Origin of the sequence: Brenneria rubrifaciens, assembly GCF_005484945.1 — a bacterium.
GTDB lineage: Bacteria > Pseudomonadota > Gammaproteobacteria > Enterobacterales > Enterobacteriaceae > Brenneria > Brenneria rubrifaciens.
Map to the genome: position 1 here is coordinate 3,655,777 of NZ_CP034035.1, position 20,055 is coordinate 3,675,831.

Sequence of the window (20,055 nt, forward strand, 5' to 3'; positions counted from 1 at the left end):
TTGTGCTAATCCACTAATCAAAGTATTATTGCTCGTCTTTTAAGCAACCATTGATATATATATGAAGGCTAAAGCGATGATATTCGCCTCAGTCTTGCTAGTCGGTTGTCAGGTTTCACCTCATGATACCTCTCAACCAAAACAGCATGCACAGAGTTTGTCTTCGGCAAGTCAAAGTGAAACAGAAAAGTATACAGGTGGTCGAGAGACCTCGGCGCGATGGCTGGATGATGATAGCTTCGCGCAACGAGATCTGTGGAGCTTCATTGGCGACGAACTGAAGATGGAGGTTCCGGATAACGCCCGGGTCCGCGAGCAAAAAAAACGTTATTTAAAGAATAAGAGCTATCTCCACGATGTAACATTACGGGCAGAGCCGTACATGTACTGGATTGTCGAGCAGATAAAGCAGCGTAATATGCCGATGGAACTGGTACTGCTACCCATAGTGGAGAGCGCTTTTAACCCTCACGCCACATCATCCGCCAACGCCGCAGGGCTATGGCAGATAATTCCTGGCACGGGGCGTAATTATGGTTTGAAACAAAACCAATGGTATGACGGACGTCGTGACGTTGTTGCTTCCACTACCGCAGCACTGGATATAATGCAGCGTCTTAACACCATGTTCGACGGTAACTGGCTATTGACGGTCGCTGCCTATAACAGTGGTGAAGGCCGCGTTATACAGGCGATTAGAGCGAATAGAGCAAAAGGTAAATCAACCGATTTCTGGGCATTGGCGTTACCACGGGAAACATCAGTCTATGTTCCAAAAATGCTGGCTCTGAGCGATATTCTTAAGAATAGCAAAAAATACGGCGTTAACCTGCCCCAACCTAACGAAAGCCGCGCATTGGCCAGAGTAGACGTTGGCCAACAAATGCAATTGACGCAGGCCGCAGAAATGGCTGGGCTGTCGTTGACCACGCTAAAGAGCTACAATCCGGGCTACAAACGCGGTGTAACCGCGCCAAATGGCCCGCATTACATAATGGTTCCGAAAGCGCATGTCGAGCAGTTGAAAGTTTCGCTGGCTGATGGTGACATCGCCGCGATCCAGCCAACCCGCTTGGCGCAGTCAACGTCAGGATCGCAGTATAAGGTTCGTTCCGGCGATACGCTATCGGCAATTGCGGCACGGCTGAATGTGAGCACCAAGGATTTGCAAAGCTGGAATAATCTACGTAGCGCAAGCACACTCAAGATTGGCCAGACGCTGCAAATTGCAACAGTGTCTAACAACAGCGTCAGCAGCAGCAATAAAGGCGATTCAATCACCTATCAGGTACGTAAAGGTGATTCACTTGCCAGCATTGCCAAGCGCCACGGTGTAAATATTGAGGATGTCATGCGCTGGAATACGGTTGTCAACAAGAATGCCAATATTCAGCCAGGTGACAGACTGACGCTTTATATCAGCAATGGCACAAAGCCTGACTCTTAAATCGTGCACAAAAACCGCTTTTTTTAGGCGGTTTTTTTTCGCTACTTATCAGCAAATCATCCAAGCTGAAATTCGACCAGCAAAGGATTATGATCTGATGCCTGCGTCACCAGTATTGAAGATTGAACAACGTCCAACTCACGATAGAACACAAAGTCCAGAGGCCGCCCAAACGCTTTGCGACGATGATCGTCAACAAAACCGACTTCTTGCAATGTCATACGTTTAGCAAAGCGATAAAGTGCATTACTGCGAGGTTGGCTCCAGGCATTAAAATCCCCCGCCATAATAACCGGGCCTCGATGATGCGTAAGCTGCTCGCCAATAGCCTCTAGCTGTTTACTGTAGACTTCAACACCGAAACTGAAATTTACTGCATGAATATTGATAACCATCAGTTGTCGGCCATCATGCAACAAATACACAGTCACTAGCGCGGACTTAGATAAGCGCAGTAACGGTTCTCTTTCACGAAGCGGGCAGCAATATATAGGCTGAGCAGCCGATAACGTCATCACCCCAGAGGGATGTTGTGGCAAAACAACAGCGGGGACCTGATCGGTAGAAAGATAGTTAGACGTTGCAAAACGGATAAGTTCTGGCGTGCTCTGTGCCTCCTGCAATAGAACCAACTGGGTATTTCTACCAAAATTCTGCAAAACAGAAAGCCAGTTCATCTTTTGCTGCTTGAAGATGTTCCACACCATTACACGCAAAACATCATGTTCCAGCAGCAACGGACCGGTTTGTAGCGCCTGTTCCAGAGGAAACATTTTCCGGGGTGGGAAGATACGCTCTGCTGGTTGGCCAGCAACATATCTCATCGCATAGGTTTTTTTTCGCACGCCTCGCCTGCTATAAATTCAGTATGCCAATGCAACAACTTAAGCAGAGGTATTCTTCTGTTATAGGGATTTTATAGCAGACTTTCAATGCATGCCTGTCGTTAAGTAAGAGAAATAAAAAAATAATCTTTTAAAATAGAGAATTAAAATCAACCTAACGCAGTCGATAGCGGTCATTACCCAGTCATGGCCAAATGATCAAATCGCCAAAATATCATTTCATTTTTGTTAAAAGGACAAAGACAATAATGAATCGACATCCGAAAACCTCACCCTCTTTGTTGTGGTTGTTTAAAGATGCATTTTAGCCTCTCCCCACTATCTACCACAGCCAGCGTTCCAATGGGGGAAATATGACAACACTCAACCGACTGGTTTTCGGTCTTGTATCAGTGTTGCTGACACTGCCGCATCAAGAAAATATTGTCTTCGAAAATAAAAGGCGATCCATATCAACAACGGATCGCCCTAACTGGATAAATATCGCTATAGCATTACCGACCGTACCGACTCATCAACTTTTTGCCCCCCACCACGCCATAACTTCAACGCGCTGCGTCAGATAGGTTGAGCGATTATAGGCAACCCGCGTCTGGTTGGTAACGGAGTGCGCCAACACAACTTCAATCACATCCGCCGAAAGCCCAGACTCTCATCGTCGTACTACTGCCCAGCGTCCGAAAACCGTGTGATACCAGTTCTCCTCCTAGGCCCATGCGATGCAACGCCTTATTAACCGTTTCGCTATGCATCGGCTTGCTGCGCTTGACCCTGCCAGATAAAAGGAATGAACCGTACCGGGTTTTCTGGAGACTAAACTCTCAGTGGAAGGCGATCCTAAATAAAATCAAAATCAGCAAACCGTTATCCGCCAGAGCTACGTGAACGTGCCGTCAGGATGATTCTTGAACACCGCGCTGAATATGACTCCGAGCCGGATGCCATTCGCGCCATCTCATCAAAAATTGGCTGTCATTACGATACCTTGCGGGCCTGACTGCGACAGCACAGAACTGATACCCATGGCGATGTTTCCCCCAGAAATTTTGACGATATGGGAGACTGACTGTTGATGAACGCTGGCGTTTAAAAGAACTGGAGCGTGAAAATCGGGAACTCCGCCGAAGCAATGACATATTGCGTCAGGCCTCTGCTTATTTTGCGCAGGCGGAGCTCGACCGCCACTGGAAAAAATAATGCCACTTATGGAACTTCTGAGTGGTACGCACGGGGTCGGGCCGGTATGTCGCGAGCTAGATATTGCCCCGTCGACATATTACTGGCATCAGCAACGCCGGCAGCACCCCGAAAAATGTCGCTAACGAGAAAAGCGTGATGCTCAGATCAGCCTGGAGATAAAACGCGTTTATGAAGAAAATTACCGTGTTTACGGGGCACGAAAAGTTGCTCCGCGAGGGCTTCAGCGTTGCACGATGTACGGTGGAGCGTCTGATGAAAATGATGGGCCTGCGGGGCGTACTCCGTGGCAAGGTCATCAGGACTACGATCAGCCGCAAAACAGCGGCGGCAGCAGAGCGGGTAAACCGTCAGTTCGTGGCAGAGTGCCCCAATCAACTTTGGTGGACTCCTACGATAATGCTCTGGCCGAGAGTATCAACGGCCTTTACAAAGCTGCATACACCGTAAAAGCTGGAAAAATCAGGCAGAAGTGGAGTTGGCAACGCTGGCGTGGGTGGACTGGTACAACAATCGACGGTTGCTCGAACGCATCGGTCACATACCACCAGTGGAAGCCGAGAAAGCATATTATGCTTCCAGAAAATGTAACAATCTGGCAGCCTGAGCGTCCTGCTTTAACCCTCTCCAAGAAAACCGGGGCGGTTCATTCACGTAGCTCTGGCGGATAACGGTTTGCTGATTTTGATTTTATTTAGGATCGCCTTCCACTGAGAGTTTAGTCTCCAGGAAACTCGGTACGGTTCAGTTCCGTCAGCTACTGTGGCGTTACCGGATAAAGCAGAGTATGAGTCGGCGCGGAAACTGCTGGGATAACAGTCCGATGGAACGCTTCTTCAGAAGTCTGAAAAATGAATGGGTGCCGGTAATGGGGTACGAGAACTTCAGCGAAGCAGCCCGATCTATAACGGATTATATCGTGGGATATTACAGTACGATCAGACCACACGACTATAACGGTGGATTACCCCCAAACGAATCGGAAAATCGGTTCTGGAAAAACTCTAAACCCGTGGTCAGTTTTAGTTGACCATATATGGACGCCCCGGGTGATGCAAGTACTGGTTCGATGCGGTTTGCGACCATATATCCGGCGTCGTCAGTAGGTTCAATGACCTGCGCCATGATGTTATCCGAGCCCTGTTTCCTAATCACTACACCGGTATTTGGTTACCCAGGTCAACTTCAGGCTGTTACAGGGACGGTAGCCGTTTTCTCATCAGTGCCTGCAAACTCAGTGGTACATTTTTTCTGTCAGTCTCGTATTGGGTTAATTCATGGAAAATGCCTTATTCATATTAAAATCAACCAAGTCAAAAAGTACGCGCCATATAATCCTGGTCAGTTTATTTGCCAGCGCGACAGTTGTTTTCAGAAATCCACGGCGGGCTTCAAGTTTTTGCAACCATCGCCCCAGATTGTCATCACGCTTTTTTGCACATCGCATTACTGCCCGGGCACCATGGATAATGAGAGTTCTCAGACTTCGGTTTCCATTTTTCGTCACGGAAGATAGCCGCTGTTTTCCGCCCGAACTGTGCTGGCGAGGAACCAGGCCACACCACGCCGATAACTCCCGCCCACTGGAGAACTACGGCATCAACTTCGCTGAGAAACGCTGCTGCAATCAGCGGACCTACACCCGGGATTGTTAATAAATGACGGTATGCGATTTGTTGTGATGACAACCCTGCAATTTCGCTGTCCAGACTGGCAATTCGTTCATTTAATGCCTGCATATCTTCCTGCAATGAAGAAAGTAAACGGCGAAGCGTGAAAGTTAAGCCATTGGATGCCTCTTCAATAAGTTCAGGCAGTTGCTGCTGAAGACACTGGATCCCGACAGGAATGGTGAAGTCATATTCAGCGAGCAGAGAACGAATCTGGTTAGCCAGCCCGGTTCTCTGCTCAACCATAAATTGGCGGGTATTGCGCAGCGCTTTGATATCCTGCTGCTCCGTGGTTTTGACCGGAACAAAGTGGATGCCCGGGCGGCATGCTGTTTCACAAATCGCCAGCGCATCGTTTGCATCGTTCTTCTGGCTTCTGACAAAGGCTTTTACATGCTGGGCGGGGATAACCCTTACGCTGAATCCCATAGCACTGAGGGTTCGACCCCAGTAATGAGAGGTTGAACAGGCCTCCATCGCGATTAGCGTACCCGGTTCAAACCGGCGGAGCGTATCCAGCAATTTCTGACGCGATATTTTTCTGTTCCAGGCAACAGAACCATCATTCATCCAGACACAGACCTGAAAAACAGATTTGGCAATATCGATACCAACAACTCTGATCGTGTTCATGTGATGTTACTCCCAGATTAATGAAGTCAGTAAAAGTATGGCACTGACTACTTTAGGAAGGGGCGTCCATCACATCACTACAAAAAGCGTTTCGTGATGCGCTTGCCGAAGCAGTAAACCCGAAGTCCAGAGTACTTATCGTCACTGATGCTGGCTTTCAGAATGCCTGGTTCAGCCATGTAAAATGGCTGGGCTGGGATTTTATTGGCCGTATCCGGGGCAGGGTAAAGTTCAGGCTCCAGAAAACCGGTGAATGCTGGCATGATATCACTGATATAAAAGAAGAAAGACATTCTCTTATTAAATCAGGCACACGGCCGGTATATCTCGGGTCTGGTACTCTGGGGCGTACAGAATATGCACGCTGTAACGGACACTTTTATCTTCACAAAAAACCATCCCGGAAGCGTAAACATAAACATTCCCGGTGTCGGATCCATCGTAAATCTCAGGTTCGGGATGCCCAAAAAGCGGCAAAAAAACCCTGGCTGATATTCAGTAGCGCGGATGACTTTAAGCCACGTGAAGTCATGAAATTATACAGCCGTCGGATGCAGATAGAACAAAACTTCCGGGATGAAAAAAGTGAGCGTTTTGGGTTCGGTTTACGTGCCAGCTATAGCCGTTCAGCAGGGCGTCTTCTGGTCCTAAGCCTGCGGGCATCACTAAGCACAATAGTCTTGTGGCTGATAGGCTATCATGTTGAAAATAAAGGATTACATCTGAGATACCAGGCCAATAGCATTAAATCGCGGCGGGTAATCTCGTATCTGACATTAGCGGAGAATGTCTTACGACACTCCCCGCTAATACTAAGGAGAACGGTGCTAAGCACCGTTCTTAACGACCTCGCCAAAACCTACCGAAATATGGTGTTGGTTTATTAGCGCTGATTTATGGGGATCCCTCAGCGCTATGCCGGGGGTATCACAGAGACGAAAAAAAACCGTATGCCTTTGACAGCGATACGGTTTTCATTCATCCAGAGATGTATAGGAACATCCCGGAATAGGTAAGTGGCGGAACGGACGGGACTCGAACCCGCGACCCCCTGCGTGACAGGCAGGTATTCTAACCGACTGAACTACCGCTCCACCGAATTTCTTAATACACCAGAACAACTCTGGTTTACCGCTTGATTTGATGCCTGGCAGTTCCCTACTCTCACATGGGGAGACCCCACACTACCATCGGCGCTACGGCGTTTCACTGCTGAGTTCGGCATGGGGTCAGGTGGGACCACCGCGCTATCGCCGCCAGGCAAATTCTTTTCCGTCCCGACCGTCATGCGCCTTTCCTCTCGCACAACCACCAGAACCTATCACGGAACAAGCTGACTATCTCTTCTCTCTCAAAACACCTTCGGCGTTGTAAGGTTAAGCCTCTCGGGTCATTAGTACTGGTCAGCTCAACGTATCGCTACGCTTACACATCCAGCCTATCCACGTCGTCGTCTTCAACGGCCCTTATGGGGACCTAAAGTCCCAGGGAAGACTCATCTCGAGGCAAGTTTCCCGCTTAGATGCTTTCAGCGGTTATCTCTTCCGCACTTAGCTACCGGGCAATGCAATTGGCATCACAACCCGTACACCAGCGGTGCGTTCACTCCGGTCCTCTCGTACTAGGAGCAACCCCTCTCAGTCTTCCAACGCCCACGGCAGATAGGGACCGAACTGTCTCACGACGTTCTAAACCCAGCTCGCGTACCACTTTAAATGGCGAACAGCCATACCCTTGGGACCTACTTCAGCCCCAGGATGTGATGAGCCGACATCGAGGTGCCAAACACCGCCGTCGATATGAACTCTTGGGCGGTATCAGCCTGTTATCCCCGGAGTACCTTTTATCCGTTGAGCGATGGCCCTTCCATTCAGAACCACCGGATCACTAAGACCTGCTTTCGCACCTGCTCGAGCCGTCACTCTCGCAGTCAAGCCAGCTTATGCCTTTGCACTAACCTCCTGATGTCCGACCAGGATTAGCTGACCTTCGTGCTCCTCCGTTACGCTTTGGGAGGAGACCGCCCCAGTCAAACTACCCACCAGACACTGTCCGCGACCCCGCTCAGGGGCCCACGTTAGAACATCAAACATTAAAGGGTGGTATTTCAAGGTCGGCTCCACGCAGACTGGCGTCCGCATTTCGCAGCCTCCCACCTATCCTACACATCAAGGCTCAAGGTTCAGTGTCAAGCTATAGTAAAGGTTCACGGGGTCTTTCCGTCTTGCCGCGGGTACACTGCATCTTCACAGCGAGTTCAATTTCACTGAGTCTCGGGTGGAGACAGCCTGGCCATCATTACGCCATTCGTGCAGGTCGGAACTTACCCGACAAGGAATTTCGCTACCTTAGGACCGTTATAGTTACGGCCGCCGTTTACCGGGGCTTCGATCAAGAGCTTCGCCTTGCGGCTGACCCCATCAATTAACCTTCCGGCACCGGGCAGGCGTCACACCGTATACGTCCACTTTCGTGTTTGCACAGTGCTGTGTTTTTATTAAACAGTTGCAGCCAGCTGGTATCTGCGACTGGTCTCAGCTCCGTCCGCGAGGGACTTCACCAAATCCAGCGTGCCTTCTCCCGAAGTTACGGCACCATTTTGCCTAGTTCCTTCACCCGAGTTCTCTCAAGCGCCTGAGTATTCTCTACCTGACCACCTGTGTCGGTTTGGGGTACGATTGCGTGTTACCTGGTGCTTAGAGGCTTTTCCTGGAAGCGTAGCATCGGTTACTTCGCCACCTTGGTGGCTCGTCGTCACGCCTCAGTGTTAATGACGACCCGGATTTTCCAGGGTCATCCACCTTCACGCTTAAACCGGGACTACCGTCGCCCGGCCAACCTAGCTTTCTCCGTCCCCCCTTCGCAGTAACACCCAGTACAGGAATATTAACCTGTTTCCCATCGACTACGCTTTTCAGCCTCGCCTTAGGGGTCGACTCACCCTGCCCCGATTAACGTTGGACAGGAACCCTTGGTCTTCCGGCGAGCGGGTTTTTCACCCGCTTTATCGTTACTTATGTCAGCATTCGCACTTCTGATACCTCCAGCAGCCCTCGCAGGCCACCTTCGCAGGCTTACAGAACGCTCCCCTACCCAACAATATCGCTATTGCTGCCGCAGCTTCGGTGCATGGTTTAGCCCCGTTACATCTTCCGCGCAGGCCGACTCGACCAGTGAGCTATTACGCTTTCTTTAAATGATGGCTGCTTCTAAGCCAACATCCTGGCTGTCTGGGCCTTCCCACATCGTTTCCCACTTAACCATGACTTTGGGACCTTAGCTGGCGGTCTGGGTTGTTTCCCTCTTCACGACGGACGTTAGCACCCGCCGTGTGTCTCCCGTGATAACATTCTTCGGTATTCGCAGTTTGCATCGGGTTGGTAAGTCGGGATGACCCCCTAGCCGAAACAGTGCTCTACCCCCGAAGATGAATTCACGAGGCGCTACCTAAATAGCTTTCGGGGAGAACCAGCTATCTCCCGGTTTGATTGGCCTTTCACCCCCAGCCACAAGTCATCCGCTAATTTTTCAACATTAGTCGGTTCGGTCCTCCAGTTAGTGTTACCCAACCTTCAACCTGCCCATGGCTAGATCACCGGGTTTCGGGTCTATACCCTGCAACTTAACGCCCAGTTAAGACTCGGTTTCCCTGCGGCTCCCCTATTCGGTTAACCTTGCTACAGAATATAAGTCGCTGACCCATTATACAAAAGGTACGCAGTCACCCCCCATTAAGAGAGGCTCCCACTGCTTGTACGTACACGGTTTCAGGTTCTGTTTCACTCCCCTCGCCGGGGTTCTTTTCGCCTTTCCCTCACGGTACTGGTTCACTATCGGTCAGTCAGGAGTATTTAGCCTTGGAGGATGGTCCCCCCATCTTCAGACAGGATGTCTCGTGTCCCGCCCTACTCATCGAACTCACCGTCTGTGCCTTTTCGTGTACGGGGCTGTCACCCTTTGTTGCGCGACTTTCCAGACGCTTCCACTAAGGCACAAACTGATTCAGGTTCTGGGCTTCTCCCCGTTCGCTCGCCGCTACTGGGGGAATCTCGGTTGATTTCTTTTCCTCGGGGTACTGAGATGTTTCAGTTCCCCCGGTTCGCCTCGTTTGACTATGGATTCATCAAACGATGATGCACTAGTGCACCGGGTTTCCCCATTCGGGTATCGTCGGGTATTACGGCTCATATCGCCTTGCCGACGCTTATCGCAGATTAGCACGCCCTTCATCGCCTCTGACTGCCTAGGCATCCACCGTGTACGCTTAGTCGCTTAACCTCACAACCCGAAGGTGTCTTTGATTCTTCAAAGCCTCTTCGCGCCGTGATTATTGAGAGACTCTGATGCGACCGCCTTTTTATCGCTAAAGACTCATGCCGCCGCATCGTTTCAATTTTCAGCTTGTTCCAGATTGTTAAAGAGCAATATCGCAAACCCTGACTATCGCTAGTCAGTTTTAAGATAAAAGATAAGCATGAACACTTACTGAAGACCCCCGCTTTCACCGGAATGGTCGGATGCGCTGGCGTCCCCTAGGGGATTCGAACCCCTGTTACCGCCGTGAAAGGGCGGTGTCCTGGGCCTCTAGACGAAGGGGACACGACACCGTACTTTGTTGACGCTTTTGCTCGTTATTTTCATCAGACAATCTGTGTGAGCACTTCACTCAATCCGCTCTGCTGGTAAGGAGGTGATCCAACCGCAGGTTCCCCTACGGTTACCTTGTTACGACTTCACCCCAGTCATGAATCACAAAGTGGTAAGCGCCCCCCCGAAGGTTAAGCTACCTACTTCTTTTGCAACCCACTCCCATGGTGTGACGGGCGGTGTGTACAAGGCCCGGGAACGTATTCACCGTAGCATTCTGATCTACGATTACTAGCGATTCCGACTTCATGGAGTCGAGTTGCAGACTCCAATCCGGACTACGACGCACTTTATGAGGTCCGCTCACCCTCGCAGGCTCGCTTCTCTTTGTATGCGCCATTGTAGCACGTGTGTAGCCCTACTCGTAAGGGCCATGATGACTTGACGTCATCCCCACCTTCCTCCGGTTTATCACCGGCAGTCTCCTTTGAGTTCCCGACCGAATCGCTGGCAACAAAGGATAAGGGTTGCGCTCGTTGCGGGACTTAACCCAACATTTCACAACACGAGCTGACGACAGCCATGCAGCACCTGTCTCAGAGCTCCCTAAGGCACAACCTCATCTCTGAAGTCTTCTCTGGATGTCAAGAGTAGGTAAGGTTCTTCGCGTTGCATCGAATTAAACCACATGCTCCACCGCTTGTGCGGGCCCCCGTCAATTCATTTGAGTTTTAACCTTGCGGCCGTACTCCCCAGGCGGTCGACTTAACGCGTTAGCTCCGGAAGCCACGGTTCTGGACCACAGCCTCCAAGTCGACATCGTTTACGGCGTGGACTACCAGGGTATCTAATCCTGTTTGCTCCCCACGCTTTCGCACCTGAGCGTCAGTCTTCGTCCAGGGGGCCGCCTTCGCCACCGGTATTCCTCCAGATCTCTACGCATTTCACCGCTACACCTGGAATTCTACCCCCCTCTACGAGACTCCAGCCTGTCAGTTTTGAATGCAGTTCCCGGGTTAAGCCCGGGGATTTCACATCCAACTTAACAGACCGCCTGCGTGCGCTTTACGCCCAGTCATTCCGATTAACGCTTGCACCCTCCGTATTACCGCGGCTGCTGGCACGGAGTTAGCCGGTGCTTCTTCTGCGGGTAACGTCAATGAAAAAGTCTCTTAAACCTTTCCCCTTCCTCCCCGCTGAAAGTGCTTTACAACCCGAAGGCCTTCTTCACACACGCGGCATGGCTGCATCAGGGTTTCCCCCATTGTGCAATATTCCCCACTGCTGCCTCCCGTAGGAGTCTGGACCGTGTCTCAGTTCCAGTGTGGCTGGTCATCCTCTCAGACCAGCTAGGGATCGTCGCCTAGGTGGGCCATTACCCCGCCTACTAGCTAATCCCATCTGGGTTCATCCGATGGCGTGAGGCCCGAAGGTCCCCCACTTTGGTCTTGCGACGTCATGCGGTATTAGCCACCGTTTCCAGTGGTTATCCCCCTCCATCAGGCAGATCCCCAGACATTACTCACCCGTCCGCCGCTCGCCGGCAAAGTAGCAAGCTACTTCCCGCTGCCGCTCGACTTGCATGTGTTAGGCCTGCCGCCAGCGTTCAATCTGAGCCATGATCAAACTCTTCAATTTAAGAATGGTTTGATTCGCTAAGTGAATAGCTTTGCTCAAAGAATCAATAACTGTTTATTCGTAATGAATTTACTGTCAGTCACTCTTCAAGACTCGGTATATCTTTGAGATACGGTCTTGTGAGTGCCCACACAGATTGTCTGATTAAATTGTTAAAGAGCGGTGCCGCATTATCCTGCGGCGCGGGCCGCATAATCTACGCGGTTCCGCTGTAAAGTCAAGCGATTGATGCCCGACTTCCTATCTTCCCGATAACCGCGTTGCCGCCGTTCCCGGGTCAGTGGAGGCGCATTATAGGGACTTCTGCGCCAGCCGCAATAGATATTTTGCATAAAAATGACCGTTTGCTGTATTCCACAGCAAAACCCTGCTTTATACCCTGTTTTGCACAAACTTATCCACAGAGTGGATACTAATTAAAATTAGACGAGCATCGCGCAAACGTTTTCGCTACAATTCTCCCGCCCAAAAACCACCACATTTTTATGAACGCTAACTGAATTTTTTCTTTATCTCGCAATAATTGCTCAATATATGAAGAAAAAGACGATATTCACGTAACGTTCTTTAATGACTACCCAAATCCAAGGGATAAAATCATCATGCAACAACGTCGTCCTATCCGCCGCGCTCTGCTCAGCGTTTCTGACAAAGCAGGCATTGTCGAATTTGCTCAGGCTCTGTCCCAACGTGGCGTCGAGCTTCTTTCTACCGGCGGCACAGCGCGTCTGCTGGCTGATGCAGGCATACCGGTAATAGAGGTATCAGACTATACCGGTTTCCCGGAAATGATGGATGGACGCGTTAAAACCCTACACCCAAAGGTCCACGGTGGCATTTTGGGGCGTCGCGGTCAGGATGATGCGATCATGGCGCAGCACGACATCAAACCGATTGATATGGTCGTCGTTAACCTTTATCCCTTTGCCCAAACGGTGGCCCGCAAAAACTGTACGCTGGAAGATGCCGTCGAAAATATTGATATCGGTGGCCCAACCATGGTTCGTTCGGCCGCCAAGAACCATAAAGATGTGGCTATCGTGGTCAAGAGCAGCGATTACCACACCATCATTAATGAAATTGATGCCAACGATGGATCGCTGACTTATGAAACCCGCTTTGATCTGGCTATCAAAGCATTTGAACACACCGCAGCCTACGACAGCATGATCGCCAACTATTTCGGTACGTTGGTTCCTGCCTATCATGGTGAGAATGACAAGCCGTCAGGCCGTTTCCCCCGTACGCTGAACCTGAACTACATCAAGAAACAAGACATGCGCTATGGGGAAAACAGCCATCAGCAGGCGGCTTTCTATATAGAAGAGGATGTGACAGAGGCATCCGTCGCAACCTCTCAGCAATTACAGGGCAAAGCGCTGTCCTATAACAATATCGCGGATACCGACGCCGCGCTGGAATGCGTGAAAGCCTTTACCGACGCAGCCTGTGTGATTGTGAAACATGCCAACCCCTGCGGTGTAGCGATAGGCGGCTCTATCCTTAATGCTTACGAACGCGCTTATAAAACCGATCCAACCTCGGCTTTCGGCGGCATTATCGCGTTTAACCGCGAACTGGATGAAGCAACCGCGCAAGCCATCATCAGCCGCCAGTTTGTGGAAGTGATTATCGCCCCTTCAGCCAGTGAAGCGGCATTAAAAGTGACCGCCGCCAAGCAAAACATACGTGTCCTTACCTGCGGCGAATGGCAGCAACGAATTCCCGGTCTGGACTTCAAACGTGTAAACGGTGGGCTGTTGGTACAGGATCGCGACTTGGGTATGGTTGATGCCTCCCAACTGCGTGTTGTGACCGAACGCCAGCCCAACGAGCAAGAATTGCGGGACGCGCTGTTCTGCTGGAAAGTGGCCAAGTTCGTCAAATCCAATGCGATTGTCTACGCCCGTGACAATATGACCATCGGCATAGGGGCAGGCCAGATGAGCCGCGTTTATTCCGCGAAGATCGCCGGTATCAAAGCAGACGATGAAGGTCTGGAAGTTAAAGGTTCCGCAATGGCGTCCGATGCTTTTTTTCCGTTTCGTGATGGTATTGACGCCGCAGCAACGATAGGCGTTACCTGCGTTATCCAACCAGGTGGCTCCATCCGTGACGATGAAGTTATTGCTGCCGCCAACGAACATGGCATCGCAATGATCTTTACCGGCATGCGCCATTTTCGTCATTAAGTTTGGAGCTGACTGATATGAATATTTTAATTATTGGCAATGGCGGTCGTGAACACGCACTGGCCTGGAAAGCGGCGCAATCAGCGCTGGCAGATAAAGTCTATGTCGCGCCAGGCAACGCCGGCACCGCGCTGGAGCCGTCACTGATTAATGCCGATATTGCCGCGACCGATATCCCTGCTTTGCTGGCGTTTGCGCAAGCAAACGACATCGGCTTGACCATTGTCGGCCCTGAGGCCCCTCTGGTTATTGGCGTAGTCGATGCATTTCGTGACGCGGGCCTGACGATTTTTGGCCCGACCCAAGCTGCGGCCCAATTGGAAGGCTCAAAAGCTTTTACCAAGGATTTCCTCGCCCGTCATAAAATCCCGACAGCCGAGTACCAGAACTTTACCGAAGTCGAACCAGCCTTAGCCTATGTGCGCGCCAAAGGCGCGCCTATCGTGATCAAAGCGGATGGTTTGGCTGCGGGTAAGGGGGTCATTGTTGCGATGACGCTGCAAGAAGCTGAAAATGCGATTCAGGATATGCTGGCAGGCAATGCGTTTGGCGACGCAGGCCATCGTATCGTGGTGGAAGAGTTTCTGGACGGTGAAGAAGCCAGTTTCATTGTGATGGTTGACGGTGAAAATGTTCTGCCGATGGCCACCAGCCAGGATCATAAACGAGTTGGCGATAAAGATACCGGTCCAAACACGGGTGGTATGGGCGCTTATTCTCCCGCACCGGTTGTGACCGGTGACGTTCATCAGCGAGTGATGGATCAGGTAATCTGGCCGACGGTCAAAGGGATGGCCGCCGAAGGCAATGTCTACACCGGATTCCTTTACGCCGGCCTGATGATTTCCGCCGATGGTCAGCCTAAAGTGATTGAATTTAACTGCCGCTTTGGCGATCCGGAAACCCAGCCTATTATGCTGCGTATGCGTTCAGATCTGGTTGAACTGTGTCTGGCGGCCTGTGGTGGCAAACTGGATGAGAAAGACTCTGTCTGGGACGATCGCCCATCATTAGGGGTGGTTATGGCAGCAGGCGGATACCCTGGCGATTACCCCAGCGGCGACGTTATTTTCGGTTTGCCGCAGCAGGATGCTGAAGACGGAAAAGTTTTTCATGCGGGCACTAAATTAAACGGCAAGGATGTTGTTACGAATGGCGGACGCGTTCTGTGTGTGACAGCATTGGGTGATACCGTTGCAGCAGCACAAAAACGTGCATACGAACTGGCGGCTGGCATTCAATGGCAAGGAAGTTTTTGCCGGAAAGACATCGGCTATCGCGCCATTGAGCGTGAGCAAGCCTGATACACGACAAGCCCGGAGAAATCCGGGTTTTTTTATCACCCCAAACCCAGCAGTGGATTATCACTATTCGGGGTTATAACAACTCAGCGTTATGACTGCACTTCTACCGGTTCCCGCTGGCAAACGTTCTCTTCCGCCATCAGCAGCAGTTGAACACCTTCAGGGCCTTCCAGCCATGCGACATTTAGCGTGCCATTGGCGGGCTGATTTCGCCGATCAATCCATTCACGTGTCGCACTGTCAAAATCGGGGCGGACACGCTTGCCATCACAGGTGATGACCTGCCCATTTTGCCATTTGCCTTGTTGCAGCAGAACGTTGCCCGCCCGCAGGACACCACTGAGTTCCAATATCCGTTTCGCATCAAACTGATACAACGCAATTTCATCATCGGGGATCTGCTCCCGCCGCTTCGCCAATTGACGTTGCATAAAACTCACCGTGCCGTCTTGCGCAAAGCGTATATGCATTTCATCTTTCTGCGCGCCCAGATAGGTTTTCTGGATTTCCCGTATCTTATCCTGCTGGTAGGCATAGCGCGTAATGACGGTATCCTCTCCCTGAAACGAACTGTAGACCGTCATCAGCGAGGTCGTGCTATCTTGAGCGTCATCTTTACGCCAGAGACGCACCACGCCGCGATCGGCGATATAACCGCTGGCAAACGTCGAAGGCGGATCAGTCCGACTGCTACAGGCAATGGTGATGGTAATTATCACGCCAACCCACAGCGGTCGCAGCAAAAGCAAAAGGGGCGAAATCGCCCCTCTGCTTAAACTCTTGACCTGCATGATCTTACTTAACAGCGTCTTTCAGCGCTTTGCCCGCAACAAATGCTGGCACGTTAGCGGCAGCAATTTTGATTTCTTTACCAGTTTGCGGGTTGCGGCCAGTGCGCTCGTTACGATGGTTGACTTTAAATGTACCAAAACCAACTAATTGTACTGCATCACCTTCTTTCAGAGACTCGGTAACCGCTGCCAGAGTTGATTCTAATGCCACTTTCGCTTGTGCTTTTGTCAGATCAGCTTTGTCTGCAATTACATCAATCAGTTGAGTCTTATTCATAAGTTATCCTTACAGTGTGTTTATCGCTTGCTAAGCATCGAGTGCGACGGATATGCAATAATAGCACTCTCATGCATACACGCACCGATAGCCACTTTTTTTACGCCCCCCAAATGTAGACCAGACAGGGTGCGGATGTGAAGCCTCAAGACACGCCATTTCAGGCCTTAAATCACGTTTTATCGCGTTATTGGTGCAAATTTATCCCGATATTACTGCTTCCCGCCTCACGCAGATCGGAACGCAGACCTTTAATCAATTCGATATCACGTTCTTCGCAGGCAGCCAACAGGCGGAAAATTTCCCACTGAATGTCCCACTCATCTTCAATGGCTGGCAAAACGTTCAGTTCTTCATCCGTCATCTCTTTGCCCGCGCGCGTCATTTCAAGCATAGCAACAGTGCGGATTGATGCTTCACTGATTGCGACGGCATGTTCCAACGTTTCACCGCTTAAACGAGAATGGATCAGTTCACCCAGCGCAATACAGGCGTCAATTGCCGGATAAACGCCATAAATATCAAAGTCGTCTGACGCCGGAATCGCCTCTTCCAGCTTTTCCAATTGATTATCAAAATTGACCTTTGCATCTTTAACCACCAGCGTTTCCCAAACGAGATCGAGAATACGGCGGTAGACCAACGCATCACCGAATGCTGTCTGGCGGCAGAACTCGTGGTAATTGGGATACATACGTTCGCAAAGGCATGCCATAAACGTGACATGCTGCCAGCTTCCCAGCTTTTCCAAACGCAAATGAATGGGATTACGTAACATTTTTATGCTCATCAAAGGCTATGGGCGGCAGTGTACCTGAAATTATCGCCACCCCCTATGCCTGAATTCCTAAAGTTTCTATAAAAGATTGAAGCCGCTGCCATCGCTGAAACGCCGGACGGTTAGAGGCCACCGCATCAGCCCAGCGCGTCGGCTCAGGTAGGCGATAACCCCGCGTACAGCGTTTGACCCACAGCAACGCGCTGTCCATACCGACCCGATGTCCCGTGGCCACAAATAGCGGATTACAACGCACCTTGCTGCGCCATACCCAGCCAATCTGTTCGCCTTTATCCATCAGGGGCCGCTGACTGCCCGCCGCCGCCTGCAACGGGTCAAAATGGCCGCACAGCCGGCTTTTCGCCACGCCAATCGTAGGAACATCAACCAGCAACCCGAAATGGCTGGCGACGCCCAAACGACGCGGATGGGAAATCCCGTGCCCATCGACAAAAATCAAATCCGGTTTCTGTTCCAAACTCCCCCAGGCAGCCAGCAGTCCGGGACACTCGCGAAAAGAGAGAAAACCAGGAATATAGGGCATCGTCGTACTGATACGCGCAATTTTATACTCTACCAGTTCAAGAGAAGGATATCGCATAATTGCAATCGCGGCCCGGGTCACCGCCCCTTGTTGCTCGAAACCGACATCCGCGCCCGCAATAAGCGCAGGCTGCTCAAACGGCAAATCGTCTTGATGAATAATCTCTGAAGCGCGGGCCAACTGCTCGGCCTTCAACCGTTGAGTATCAATCACCGGATCTCCTGCTTATTTACTGATGATAGGCGCGAGACAAGGCGTGTACCGCGTCAACGAAAACGCCGGCATGTTCTGGCGGTACATCCTGATGAATACCGTGTCCCAGATTGAATACATGTCCGCTGCCCTGACCAAACTCCGCCAGAATTGACGCCACTTCCTGTTCGATTCTAGCAGGCGGAGCATACAACATGGACGGGTCCATATTGCCTTGTAGCGCGACCTTATCGCCCACCCGACGCCGGGCATCGGCAATTTCGCTTGTCCAGTCCAACCCGATAGCCTCACAGCCGGTTGCCGCTATCGCCTCCAGCCACTGCCCGCCGCCTTTGGTGAACAGCGTGACAGGCACACGACGGCCTTCGTTTTCACGCTGTAGTCCATCGACGATCTTGTGCATGTATTGCAGGGAAAATTCCTGATAATCGCGACCGCTCAGTACACCGCCCCAGGTATCAAAAACCATCAGGGCCTGGGCGCCCGCCCGGATTTGAGCGTTCAGATAAAGAATGACGCTGTCAGCCAGCTTATCCAGCAATAAATGCAGCGTTCGCGGCTCCGCAAACATCATTTTTTTTATGATGGTAAAAGCTTTGCTGCTACCGCCTTCAACCATGTAGGTTGCCAGCGTCCAGGGGCTGCCGGAAAAACCAATCAACGGCACCGCTCCGGCAAGGCGGCTGCGAATGGTGCGTACCGCATTCATCACATAGCCCAACTCTTGTTCGGGATCGGGAACGGGCAAGTTGACGATATCGGCGTGGCGGGTGACCGGAAATTGAAAACGAGGGCCTTCTCCCGCTTCAAAATAGAGCCCAAGTCCCATGGCATCAGGGATGGTTAGAATGTCCGAAAACAGAATAGCCGCATCAAGGGGATAACGCCGCAGGGGTTGTAATGTGACTTCGCAAGCCAGCTCCGCGTTTTTACATAGCGTCATGAAATCGCCAGCCTGCATGCGGGTGGCTTTGTACTCTGGCAGATATCGCCCCGCCTGACGCATCATCCAGACTGGCGTTACGTCGACAGGCTGGCGCAGCAACGCCCGCAAATAGCGATCATTTTTCAGATCAGTCATGTCATTTTCCTTTCGGCACTATGATGCTTATTGTAGTTACTGATTATCCGAGTGAGGGGGTTACATATTCGCCGCCGTTCTCACGCCAGGCGCGGCACAACACGACCGTATCCTCAATAAGACGGCGGGCCACCGTTCCAGGCGGAGGTAAAATCGGTAGCCGATCATACCGGAACCAGGCGGCGTCACGTAGCTCTTTCGGGTCGTGCCTGATATCGCCCCCCGCATAATCTGCCATGAACGCCATCATCAGGGAGTGGGGGAAAGGCCAGGGTTGAGAACTGATATAGCGTAAATTCTTAATCTGAATCTGACTCTCTTCCATTACCTCACGCGCCACCGTCTGCTCCAACGTTTCGCCAACTTCGACAAAACCAGCCAGTACCGTGTACATATTGCCCCGATGACGATGGTGTTGTGCCAGCAGAATCGCGTCACCGCGACGGATCGCCACAATGATACAGGGCGCAATCTGCGGATAATAACGTTCCTTGCAGCGTTGACAGAGGCACGCCAGCTCGGTTTTACTCGGGACCATTTCATGGCCGCAGTAACCGCAAAAGCGATGGGAGCGATAAAACTCGGCCAGTTGAACGCCGCGTCCCGCCAGTTGGAATACCCCCGCCTCCTGATCGATAAGGTGGCGGACGGAAGCCATATCCTTATCTTGGCTCTGGCAGATCAACCATACGGGCAGATCCTGCCATTCACCGATTTTGCGCCCGGTCGCGCCCTGTAATGACCAGAACGACGCCGTTCCCTGCGGTAACTCCCCTTCGGGAAGCCAGATCTGACCCGCGTCACTGACGACCCACCAGCCAATCTCATCACCTTTCAACGTCTGTTCCATATTTTTAT

Annotated in this window: 10 protein-coding genes, 2 tRNA genes, 3 rRNA genes, 4 pseudogenes and 1 other annotated feature; of the genes and pseudogenes, 6 read left to right on the plus strand and 13 right to left on the minus strand. The window is 51.3% G+C overall.

Going from position 1 to position 20,055, the window contains the following annotated elements:
• Nucleotides 1-61 precede the first annotated feature (61 nt).
• Nucleotides 62-1,447 carry a murein transglycosylase D gene (gene mltD, locus EH207_RS16305; protein WP_137714932.1) on the plus strand — a complete coding sequence of 462 codons (1,386 nt, stop codon included), beginning with the start codon at nucleotides 62-64 and terminating at the stop codon, nucleotides 1,445-1,447.
• A gap of 56 nt (nucleotides 1,448-1,503) precedes the next feature.
• Here the strand turns inward: mltD and EH207_RS16310 are convergent, their stop codons facing one another.
• Entirely contained in the window at nucleotides 1,504-2,292 is a 789-nt protein-coding gene (locus tag EH207_RS16310; RefSeq protein WP_137714933.1) for an endonuclease/exonuclease/phosphatase family protein, read from the minus strand.
• Nucleotides 2,293-3,190: 898 nt separating this feature from the next.
• Here EH207_RS16310 and EH207_RS16315 point away from each other — a divergent pair.
• Both EH207_RS16315 and EH207_RS16325 read left to right on the plus strand, forming a co-directional pair.
• Nucleotides 3,191-4,096: pseudogene (locus EH207_RS16315) on the plus strand (transposase).
• Nucleotides 3,444-3,560 (plus strand) — a sequence feature (AL1L pseudoknot). (Overlaps the previous pseudogene by 117 nt.)
• 138 nt (nucleotides 4,097-4,234) lie before the next feature.
• Nucleotides 4,235-4,519, plus strand: a pseudogene (locus EH207_RS16325) (integrase core domain-containing protein); the annotation flags it as partial.
• A gap of 240 nt (nucleotides 4,520-4,759) precedes the next feature.
• Here the strand turns inward: EH207_RS16325 and EH207_RS16330 are convergent.
• Nucleotides 4,760-5,792, minus strand: a pseudogene (locus EH207_RS16330) (IS110 family RNA-guided transposase).
• A 77-nt stretch (nucleotides 5,793-5,869) separates the two neighbouring features.
• Here EH207_RS16330 and EH207_RS16335 point away from each other — a divergent pair.
• Nucleotides 5,870-6,679: pseudogene (locus EH207_RS16335) on the plus strand (IS4 family transposase); the annotation flags it as partial.
• 130 nt (nucleotides 6,680-6,809) lie between these two features.
• On the opposite strand, the gene EH207_RS16340 reads toward EH207_RS16335, so the two are convergent.
• The 5 genes from EH207_RS16340 to EH207_RS16360 all read right to left on the minus strand — a co-directional run bounded on the left by EH207_RS16340 (nucleotide 6,810) and on the right by EH207_RS16360 (nucleotide 12,017).
• A tRNA-Asp gene (locus tag EH207_RS16340) sits at nucleotides 6,810-6,886 on the minus strand.
• A gap of 51 nt (nucleotides 6,887-6,937) precedes the next feature.
• A 5S ribosomal RNA gene (gene rrf, locus EH207_RS16345) occupies nucleotides 6,938-7,053 on the minus strand.
• A gap of 111 nt (nucleotides 7,054-7,164) precedes the next feature.
• Nucleotides 7,165-10,070 (minus strand): 23S ribosomal RNA (locus tag EH207_RS16350).
• 245 nt (nucleotides 10,071-10,315) lie between these two features.
• Nucleotides 10,316-10,391, minus strand: a tRNA-Glu gene (locus tag EH207_RS16355).
• Nucleotides 10,392-10,475: 84 nt separating this feature from the next.
• Nucleotides 10,476-12,017, minus strand: a 16S ribosomal RNA gene (locus EH207_RS16360).
• The 16S, 23S and 5S rRNA genes sit together here with 2 tRNA genes alongside, the layout of an rRNA operon.
• Nucleotides 12,018-12,619: 602 nt before the next feature.
• Between EH207_RS16360 and purH the strand changes: the two genes are divergently transcribed.
• Together purH and purD are read left to right on the plus strand one after the other, a co-directional pair.
• Nucleotides 12,620-14,209, plus strand: coding sequence for a bifunctional phosphoribosylaminoimidazolecarboxamide formyltransferase/IMP cyclohydrolase (purH, locus tag EH207_RS16365; RefSeq protein ID WP_137714935.1), 1,590 nt, complete (start codon nucleotides 12,620-12,622; stop codon nucleotides 14,207-14,209).
• Nucleotides 14,210-14,226: 17 nt separating this feature from the next.
• On the plus strand, nucleotides 14,227-15,513 hold the full coding sequence (gene purD, locus EH207_RS16370) for a phosphoribosylamine--glycine ligase (protein WP_137714936.1): 1,287 nt from the start codon (nucleotides 14,227-14,229) through the stop codon (nucleotides 15,511-15,513).
• 89 nt (nucleotides 15,514-15,602) lie between these two features.
• On the opposite strand, the gene EH207_RS16375 is transcribed toward purD, so the two are convergent.
• The 6 genes from EH207_RS16375 to nudC form a co-directional block, all read right to left on the minus strand.
• Nucleotides 15,603-16,304 (minus strand): DUF1481 domain-containing protein, encoded by a 702-nt coding sequence (locus EH207_RS16375; protein ID WP_137714937.1) that lies wholly within the window; start codon nucleotides 16,302-16,304, stop codon nucleotides 15,603-15,605.
• A 4-nt stretch (nucleotides 16,305-16,308) separates the two neighbouring features.
• Nucleotides 16,309-16,581 carry a nucleoid-associated protein HU-alpha gene (gene hupA, locus EH207_RS16380; protein ID WP_137714938.1) on the minus strand — a complete coding sequence of 91 codons (273 nt, stop codon included), beginning with the start codon at nucleotides 16,579-16,581 and terminating at the stop codon, nucleotides 16,309-16,311.
• Between the two features lie 187 nt (nucleotides 16,582-16,768).
• Nucleotides 16,769-17,359 (minus strand): YjaG family protein, encoded by a 591-nt coding sequence (locus EH207_RS16385; RefSeq protein WP_137714939.1) that lies wholly within the window; start codon nucleotides 17,357-17,359, stop codon nucleotides 16,769-16,771.
• A gap of 55 nt (nucleotides 17,360-17,414) precedes the next feature.
• Nucleotides 17,415-18,116, minus strand: a complete 702-nt coding sequence (gene nfi / locus EH207_RS16390) for a deoxyribonuclease V (RefSeq protein WP_137714940.1) — start codon at nucleotides 18,114-18,116, stop codon at nucleotides 17,415-17,417.
• 16 nt (nucleotides 18,117-18,132) lie between these two features.
• A complete protein-coding gene (gene hemE / locus EH207_RS16395) occupies nucleotides 18,133-19,197 on the minus strand; it encodes a uroporphyrinogen decarboxylase (RefSeq protein ID WP_137714941.1) in 1,065 nt (354 codons plus the stop codon).
• Between the two features lie 43 nt (nucleotides 19,198-19,240).
• Entirely contained in the window at nucleotides 19,241-20,047 is an 807-nt protein-coding gene (gene nudC / locus EH207_RS16400; protein WP_137714942.1) for an NAD(+) diphosphatase, read from the minus strand.
• Nucleotides 20,048-20,055: the final 8 nt, after the last annotated feature.